At 44.8% G+C, this 8,574-nt stretch carries 8 protein-coding genes; 3 read left to right on the forward strand and 5 right to left on the reverse strand.

Annotation, left to right across the window (positions count from 1 at the left end):
* Nucleotides 1–139 precede the first annotated feature (139 nt).
* Nucleotides 140–1,462 carry a fibrillarin-like rRNA/tRNA 2'-O-methyltransferase gene (locus RMO79_RS14485; protein WP_310483882.1) on the forward strand — a complete coding sequence of 441 codons (1,323 nt, stop codon included), beginning with the start codon at nucleotides 140–142 and terminating at the stop codon, nucleotides 1,460–1,462.
* Between the two features lie 158 nt (nucleotides 1,463–1,620).
* Here the strand turns inward: RMO79_RS14485 and RMO79_RS14490 are convergent, their stop codons facing one another.
* From RMO79_RS14490 to glgB, 4 genes are all read right to left on the reverse strand, one after another.
* Nucleotides 1,621–2,046, reverse strand: coding sequence for an aspartyl protease family protein (locus tag RMO79_RS14490; protein WP_310483883.1), 426 nt, complete (start codon nucleotides 2,044–2,046; stop codon nucleotides 1,621–1,623).
* Nucleotides 2,047–2,054: 8 nt separating this feature from the next.
* On the reverse strand, nucleotides 2,055–2,429 hold the full coding sequence (locus tag RMO79_RS14495; protein WP_310483884.1) for a hypothetical protein: 375 nt from the start codon (nucleotides 2,427–2,429) through the stop codon (nucleotides 2,055–2,057).
* Between the two features lie 11 nt (nucleotides 2,430–2,440).
* Nucleotides 2,441–2,884 carry a hypothetical protein gene (locus tag RMO79_RS14500; protein ID WP_310483885.1) on the reverse strand — a complete coding sequence of 148 codons (444 nt, stop codon included), beginning with the start codon at nucleotides 2,882–2,884 and terminating at the stop codon, nucleotides 2,441–2,443.
* Between the two features lie 112 nt (nucleotides 2,885–2,996).
* Nucleotides 2,997–5,309 (reverse strand): 1,4-alpha-glucan branching enzyme, encoded by a 2,313-nt coding sequence (glgB, locus tag RMO79_RS14505; RefSeq protein WP_310483886.1) that lies wholly within the window; start codon nucleotides 5,307–5,309, stop codon nucleotides 2,997–2,999.
* Between the two features lie 39 nt (nucleotides 5,310–5,348).
* On the opposite strand from glgB, the gene RMO79_RS14510 reads away from it, so the two are divergent.
* Nucleotides 5,349–5,519: a hypothetical protein gene (locus tag RMO79_RS14510; protein ID WP_310483887.1), complete on the forward strand. Its 171-nt coding sequence runs from the start codon at nucleotides 5,349–5,351 to the stop codon at nucleotides 5,517–5,519.
* A 64-nt stretch (nucleotides 5,520–5,583) separates the two neighbouring features.
* On the opposite strand, the gene RMO79_RS14515 is transcribed toward RMO79_RS14510, so the two are convergent.
* On the reverse strand, nucleotides 5,584–6,168 hold the full coding sequence (locus RMO79_RS14515) for an Npun_F5749 family FMN-dependent PPOX-type flavoprotein (RefSeq protein ID WP_310483889.1): 585 nt from the start codon (nucleotides 6,166–6,168) through the stop codon (nucleotides 5,584–5,586).
* 208 nt (nucleotides 6,169–6,376) lie between these two features.
* Here RMO79_RS14515 and RMO79_RS14520 point away from each other — a divergent pair.
* Nucleotides 6,377–8,574, forward strand: a 2,198-nt coding sequence (locus tag RMO79_RS14520) for an LAGLIDADG family homing endonuclease (RefSeq protein ID WP_310483888.1), incomplete at its 3' end; no start/stop codon positions are given.

The raw sequence follows: 8,574 nt of genomic DNA on the forward strand, positions 1-8,574 counted from the left end.
AACGGTTAAAAGCTAGATTTTTTTAAGTAAGTTCGTACTTATAGGCGATCGAGGCTATAGTAATTTTAGTGGAATTAACCCGATTACCCAATACCTACTTCACAATCTCCTGTTAGATCGAGTAAAAAATTTACGGGAGATGGCAGCCCCCAACCCCCAGCATCCACAGCAACATCGACACAAATTTGCCGAACAATCGGTTGGGCTGTTCTGGTGTCAACTAGATCTGGCGGCGATCGGATCGGGTTGTAAAATTACAGGAGCGAGTATGAGTACGATCGATAAATACCAACAGCAGCTACTAGAGCAAACCAAATCTATTTATCGCGATACTCCCATTAGTGCGGCAACGCAACAAGCCTATTTAGCAACACCACGACACTTATTTGTCAACCGCTATCGTGAATGGGGGATTAAAAAATGGCAGGAAATCGATCGAGACAATTTAGCCGAATACTTGCCAACACTTTACACCGATAAACCGCTGATTCTATTTGGAGACGATGATGGCGATATCCCTTCAACAATTTCGCAACCATCATTCGTGCTGCGGATGCTGGATATGTTGCAGATTAAACCAGGGCAGACAATTTTTGAACTGGGAGCCGGAAGTGGTTGGAATGCCGCCTTAATGGGGCATTTAGTCGGCTCTGAGGGGCATGTTTACAGTCTCGAAATTATTCCCGAAGTGGCTCGAACTGCTACCGCAATTATTGACAAGTTGGAGATTCAAAATGTTAGTATTATTGCTGGTGATGCTGGCGATGACTATGGATCGGATCTTCAATACGATCGAGCGATTTTTACGGCTGGTGCTTACGATCTGCCCGTTCATTTCCATCGTCAGATTAAAGAGGGCGGTTTATTATTAATTGTGATTAAAAATCCCGGCGGTGGCGACAATCTATTTTTGTTACAAAAAACAGCTAATTGCTTCGAGTCGATCGATTCGATGGCTTGTGGATTCGTGCGACTCAAGGGGAAATACGAATTTGAGAGTTTAGAACCAGCCAGCATTGAAACATTACCGGAATGGGAGGTTTTACAACACCAAGAAGTGGCTCGAAAATCGTTCTGGTGGGGCGGGAAAGGTCACAATTCTTCTTGGTTTACAACGGGAATTCGGGCATTTCTGAACATTTCCGATCCCTATTTCCGTGCTCTTAAAACCGAAAAGATCGCCGATCGATCGCGAGCAGGTCGATATTTTGGACTATGGCAACCAGAGCATAATTCTTTAGTAATTGCTAAAGACGATCTACTCATCGCTTACGGAAACCAGGTTGCGTTCGATCGGTTGCTCCAGAAAGTTAAAGAATGGGTCGATCTCGGTATGCCGAGTGCTGCCAGTTTTAAGCTACAAGTATACCCGATCTATTTTCCATTACAAGCTGGGAGAAATCAATGGATTGTCAAGCGACAAGATTCCCAATTTCTCTGGAGTTTACCAACCGATATTTAGATATTATTTAAATCGACAGTTTCAATCGAGCGATAAATCCATACTACTCTTTTCCCGCTCAAAGACTATAGATTAGCTTTTTCTTTATGCCCTCTGCGCTCTCTGCGCCTCTGCGGTTAAAAAAAAGATCTCTAGCAGTAATGGAACGGAAGTATTATCTATATTCTTCTGGCGGGAAGGGAGTAGCCGATCGTGAAAACTAATTTTGGCCCATCAAAAGCGATAACATAACGGTTGAGAATATTTCTCCCAATAATTGTCTCACCTTGTAAGATATCATCTGGAACGGCGATTACTTTCGAGCTAATATAATCTCGATCGTCAAAACTAAGTTTGATGCGATAAGGGATACCCTGTGTTTCTCGACCTAATCCTCTAAAGGAGGTAGACTTTTGACTATCGATCGGTCTAAGCTGAAGTTTGGACACAATTTCATAAGAAACAATAGTAATGTCAGAACCAGTATCCAAAATTGCCATATCAAAGTTTGTCGATAATCTAGAATCGAGCGGATTTTGAAGATAGATATTTAAAATAGGGATTGAAGATCTACCTTCAACTTTAGTGTAGGGGAAACTGAGCATTAGAGAGCTTATAGTCGAGCGGGAACAAAATGACAATATATACCATTACCGTCAATACCCATTCGTTCTTTAATAAAATCAGTCTCCCATATCCGCTCTAGCAAAATATCTTCATCCTCATCGCAATCGATAACTTTCCCATCTTCAAAGACAACATATTTACCGCCATATTTAGTAACTAACTCTGGCAGGTATTCTTGAAATACTTTTGATTGATTAGTTATATATCTGTAAGAATCTTCATTTGGATATAGATCCTCGATCTTATATTCAAATGAATTACCATTTTTATCTACAGTACGAACTAAATCTGTTGAAGATAAATCGGTGTCTACTGTTGCGATCGCCACATCAGTTGATATTTGTTCGTGTTGCGTTTGCATACAAATATATATTACTTACCAGTACAGTAGGCAGTCAATTCCTTGACTAAAACATCTTCCTTGGCAGATGCGGCTTGAATTTCGCCGATTGCTTTATTGCTGGCTTGGGCATCTTTCGCCTGGGTTGCCGCAGACATTTGTGCGAATAATTTATTGTAATCTTGATACATTGCCACAAACCGCGACTGAAAGCCTGTTAATTTTTCATCTTTAATTTCTAGTGCTTGGATGACTTTGCCAAACTCCTGACTCTTGGTTGACATATCTGTTAACGATTTAGCCGCAACGGCAGGATCGTTAGTTTGTTTAGATGATTCGGCAAATTTGGTAGCGGCGGCTTCAGCATCTTTGGTAACTTTGGCGATGCTATTGCACTGGGTCATTTTACTCGCACCACAGCTAGTGGTAACAACTGCGGCGATACCAACGATCGCCAGTAAACTAATTCTAGTCATCGATCTAGACATTTGTTATCTCCAAAAATTTCCCACTAATATAGTAGGGGTAATTCTAATATAGTAGGGGTAATTAATGAATTACCCCCACTGTTAGTATAGATCGAGATTACTATGTACCTTCGATCGCATTGTTATCGCGCCATTCATAGGCGGCGGCGGTGCGTTCGCGATCGATTTTAAAGATCGATACACCCAATGGGGGAATGCATAAATCTAGCGAGAATTTCCGGTTGTGAATCGACCATTCATCCGCCCATTTACCGCCGAGGTTGCCCATATTGCTACCGCCATATTTGCGCGCATCGCTATTAAATAGCTCGTGGTAGAAACCGTGTTCGGGAACGCCGATGCGGTAGTGTGCGTGGGGCTGTGGTGTGAAATTACACACGACAATTACACACTCATCGCTATGGCGATCTCGGCGGACAAAAGACACCACACTATGGCGGGTATCGGTACAATCGATCCACTCAAATCCGGCCTCATCGAAGTCTTGAGTATAGAGTGCGGGTTCGTGACGGTAGATATAATTGAGATCCGTCAGGAATTGACTCATCTGTTGGTGAGGAGGATATTGTAGCAATTGCCACTCCAGATCCGACCAGACATTCCACTCGCTCCACTGGGCGAATTCCATGCCCATAAAGAGGGTTTTCTTGCCGGGATGGCTGAACATATAGGCATACAGACAGCGCATATTCGCGAGTTTTTGCCATTCATCACCCGGCATTTTGCCGATGATGTTACTCTTACCGTGAACTACCTCATCGTGAGATAGTGCCAGCATAAAGTTCTCGCTGTGGTTGTACCACATGCTGAAGGTAATATTATTTTGGTGGAACTGGCGGAACCAGGGATCCATCTCAAAATAATCTAACATGTCGTGCATCCAACCCATGTTCCATTTCAGGTTGAAACCTAAGCCGCCTAGATAGGTAGGTGCCGATACCATCGGCCAAGCCGTGGATTCTTCCGCGATCGATAGTGCGCCAGGGAAGTAGCTAAAGATGAGATGATTGGTTTGGCGCAAGAAGTCGGCGGCTTCGATATTTTCCCGTCCGCCATACTGGTTGGCTACCCATTCACCCGGTTCGCGGCAATAGTCTAGATACAGCATCGAGCTGACTGCATCTACCCGAATCCCATCGATGTGGTATTTATCGAACCAGAAGAGCGCGTTGGCATAGAGGAAGTTTCTGACCTCGTTGCGACCGTAATTAAAAATTAAGGTGCCCCACTCTTTATGTTCGCCCTTGCGTGGGTCGGCATGTTCGTATAAGTGCGTACCATCGAAGAAGGGTAAACCATGCCCATCTTTAGGGAAATGTCCCGGTACCCAATCGACTAATACGCCGATTTCTGCCTGGTGACACCGATCGACAAAATACATAAAATCTTCAGGGGAACCATGTCGCGATGTCGGCGCGTAGTAACCCGTAACCTGATAACCCCAAGAGCCATCGAACGGATGCTCGGCAATTGGTAACAGTTCGATGTGGGTAAAGCCTAAATTTTGGACGTAGGGAATTAATTTATCGGCGAGTTCCCGATAAGTCAAAAACCGCGCCCCTGGATTGTAATCGGAAACTGTAACTACTGGCGAGGTTGTCCCGTCGGGTAATTGTGCTGGTTCGCTGGCGGCGGCGTGCAGCCAAGAACCCAGATGACACTCGTAGACCGAGATCGGCTGTTGCAGTGCGTTAGTATGTCGCCGTTTTTCGATCCATTCTTCATCTTGCCACTTGTGGACGGTCAGATCGGCGACGATCGAAGCGGTTTTAGGGCGGGCTTCTTGATAAAATCCATAAGGGTCGGTCTTCTCGTAAGGATGACCGTCCTGATTTTTGATTTCGTACTTATAAGATGTCCCGACTTTGAGTTCGGGAATAAATAATTCCCAAATCCCATTCGCCCGTCGCGCCATCTGGTGCTTGCGTCCATCCCAGCAATTAAAATCGCCAATCACCGAAACATTCCGCCCGTTCGGTGCCCAAACTGCAAAATAAACCCCTTTAATGCCTTCGATCTCGATCGGATGCGCGCCTAATTTTTCATAAATGCGGTGATGATTGCCCTCAGCAAATAAGTGAATATCAAAGTCGCTTAATAATGGTGATGTAAACGCATAAGGATCGTAAATAACTCGCTCGTGTCCGCCCTCGGTAATCTTGAGCTGATAGTTACTCAATTCTGGCAAATCGATCGTGCAGCTAAAGAAGTGCGGATGATGCTCTGACTGCATTGCATATTCTTGCCGCGCCTCTGGAATCATCACCGATACAGATTCGGCATTGGGAATATAGCTCCGCACTACCCAAGCAGTTTTTCCGTTATTACTAACTTGGTGAGGGCCTAAAATTTCAAAGGGATTATGATGTTGATTCCCCACAATCCGGTCGATCTGTTCTGAGGCAAGAGTCATGAATTATTAACCTAGGTTGACGCAAAAAAGCTAATTAAAATGCTTGTAATTAAACGGACTAACAATCGCCACCCAGCGATAGATTTACATCCGATCGCTCTACGGATTCGCACTCCACATTTTTGTGAGCTAGCCGACCAAACCGTCGATAAGCTGCCATCATTGTATCCCAATACGGGAGATGGGAGATGGGGAGTGTGGGGAGTGTGAGGAGTGTGGGAGGAGTAAGTGTGCAATTACTTCTAAAGCCTAAAGCCTAAAGCCTAAAGCCTAATTAAGGATTAATCGATCGCATCTCCCATTCTTTATCTACCAACTGGTACGAGTAGCAATTTTGCGGTTCTCCTCGTAACTCCAGATGGATGACAGTTTCTACAGAAAGCAACAATAGACAAAAATTCGCCGATGGCTGGATCGGATCGGGTTGTGGGGGATTGAAGGCTTGGGGATCTGCGGTTCTATCTGCCCCAGGAGTCCCCCAATCGAACTGAATGCGCCCAGCATCGGACATTTGTTGCCATGCCTGTTGGCGAGCCTTAGAGTAGCTGCTGTTAGCATCTTCTGGAGTGACTAACTCCAGCGTGCCGCTCAAGCGAAACTGTTCTCGCGTTTTGGGAAAATACCAACATGCTTCCGCCCAAGGAGAAGCACCTGCTAATAGATTTATCGCTTTAGAAGACCGAATATCTGTCACCAATTGAAGTTGGCTAGTCGCTTCCAGCCAGCCGCGAAATACTAGAGAGCGATTTTGCGGACGCAGATCTTTGGCGATTGTCGCCAGTTGGAGGTACCGCGCATTTGGCAAACTGCGGTTGCGATGTAGAGCGCGGGCAATGCTCGATCGCCACGGTGGAAGCATATAATTCACAATTAGGTCTGTTCTAGTCTCAAGCTATCTCTTTAAATTATGACGATAGTTTGCAAACTTTATTTAACACGCCATCGCGCCATCATACCGCGATCGAACCCCTAGAACTAGCGCAGATCCGAGGTTTTGGCAACATTGATTTATCGCGGGTGGATGCCTTATATTACTAATTCTGTTCAGCAATTAGCATAGCTCACTCATGGTTAGAGAACTTAACCGAGTTCGTCCCGAATCTGGATCGAGCGCGGAAATTTCGCCCCAAATCCAACTAGATTTCCCCGCCTCTGCACCTACGGCAAATCCGGTCTTTTTTAGGACATACAGTCGCTTCACTGCTACCGGACGCGAGACATGGCAAGATGTCTGCACCCGCACTCTCAAAGGCTTGGTCAAGTTAGGCAAATTAACCGACGCAGAAGCCGATATTATCGATCGAATGCAGCGTCAGGTTAAGGCGATGCCTTCGGGACGGTGGCTGTGGGTTGGCGGTAGCGAATGGCTAGAGCAACCGCAGAATTTTTCGGGCGCGTACAATTGCACCAGTACCAATGTCTGTGACTGGGCGGCGTTTGCCCTAATGATGGATTTGGCGATGATGGGTTGCGGTACGGGAGGCATTTTAGAACCCGATTTAATTGGTAATTTACCCGCCATTAAAAACAAACTTAACGTTGCTACTACTAGCGAAATTGGTGGCGTACCGATCGCCAATCGTCAAGAATTAAGTACGGTTGAAATTATAGGGAATCATGCCACAATTCGCGTCGGTGACAGTCGGCAAGGTTGGGTAAAATCTTATAAAATTTTACTCGAATTATCCAGCGACGATCGGTTTACCGATGAAGTGCAAGTTAGCATCGACCTGAGCAATGTTCGTCCGGCTGGCGAACCGCTTAAAGGCTTTGGTGGTGTCGCCAATCCCGTCCGATTGTTAGAGCTATACGGACGTTGTGCGGGCATCTTAAATAAGGCGATCGGCAGACAATTAAACTCGGTTGAATGTTGTCTATTAATCGATGAAGCAGCAGTCACGATAGTGGCAGGCAACATCCGCCGTTGTTTACCTGCTGGTGCTTTAGTACATGCAGAGTCAGGATTAGTGCCAATTGAAAAAATTCGGATTGGCGATCGAGTTTTAACTAGTAAAGGGTTTTATCCAGTTACTAACTTCTTCGACCAAGGCGAACAATCTTTGTGTCGAATTAAGACTCAAGATAGTTATTTTGAATGTACCGCCGATCATAAAGTTGCCGTCCTCACAGATATTTATGGCAACTATGAGATGGTGAAAACCAAAGATCTCAAACCAAACGATCGATTGGTATTCGTGCCTCAATCTATTCCTGGTACCGCAACCGAATTACCAGAATTCAAAGGTGAATTAGCTCCTCATTCCAAACGGATTACGATTCCAGCACTTACCCCTGAAGTTGCTTACTTCTTTGGTTATTTACATGGAGATGGTTCTGTTGCCAGCGACGGTTGGCGCGTCAGATTTCGAGTCGCCGAACATCAACAGCAAATCCTCGGAAAGTTAATAAATGTCGGTGAGTTATTTGGATTAGATACTCATACACTCAGAACGCCCGAACAGTGTCAAGCCAAAGCCTTTGAACTCCAGTTCAATTCCAACGCGCTCAACCAATACCTATCTCAATTCAAGCAACCTTTCACCAGCATTTCAGTTCCCGATTGTATTTTATTGGGTACCCAAGATATTCGGGAAGCGTATCTTGCCGGATTAGCCGATGCTGATGGCTGCTACAGTCAAGGTGTATTAGTTGCATCCGTTCATGCCGATTTCTTACGCCAAATTCAGACTATATATGCTTCATTAGGCATTACCACTCGTCTGTGTGCATCCGTTCGCAAGCGTACTGGTAAATGGGAAGGTGAATTAGTTACTGTTGGCGCACGAGCATTTGATGATACCGCATCAATGTTTAACCAACATTCAGTAATATTTGCCAATAATCAAAAAGAACGTCCGCAATCTTTCAAAGACCACGGATTCCCTAAAGCAATGGTCAGACCATTGGTAAATACTTATCAATATGGTTGGAGCAATCATCAAGAACAGATGATAGTTACTACCCTCAAGAAATTTATTCCTGAAGCAACCGATCTGATTCCAGTTAAGGTTGAATCGGTAGAAATGGATGTGAGAACATCACATACTTATGATATTGAAGTAGCTAGTATTCATGAGTTTGTCTGTGAAGGAGTTCTGGTTTCAAATAGTGCCGGAATGCGCCAGTTTAATGCTAATGATACTCTTGGTGCAACTGCTAAGGATAATTTATGGCAACAAGATGAAAATGGTAACTGGAGAATCGATCCAGAACGCGATTCTCTAAGAATGGCTAATCATACTCGTGTTTTCCATAAAAAGCCTAC

This window comes from Chamaesiphon sp. VAR_48_metabat_403, assembly GCF_031422475.1.
Taxonomy (GTDB): domain Bacteria; phylum Cyanobacteriota; class Cyanobacteriia; order Cyanobacteriales; family Chamaesiphonaceae; genus Chamaesiphon.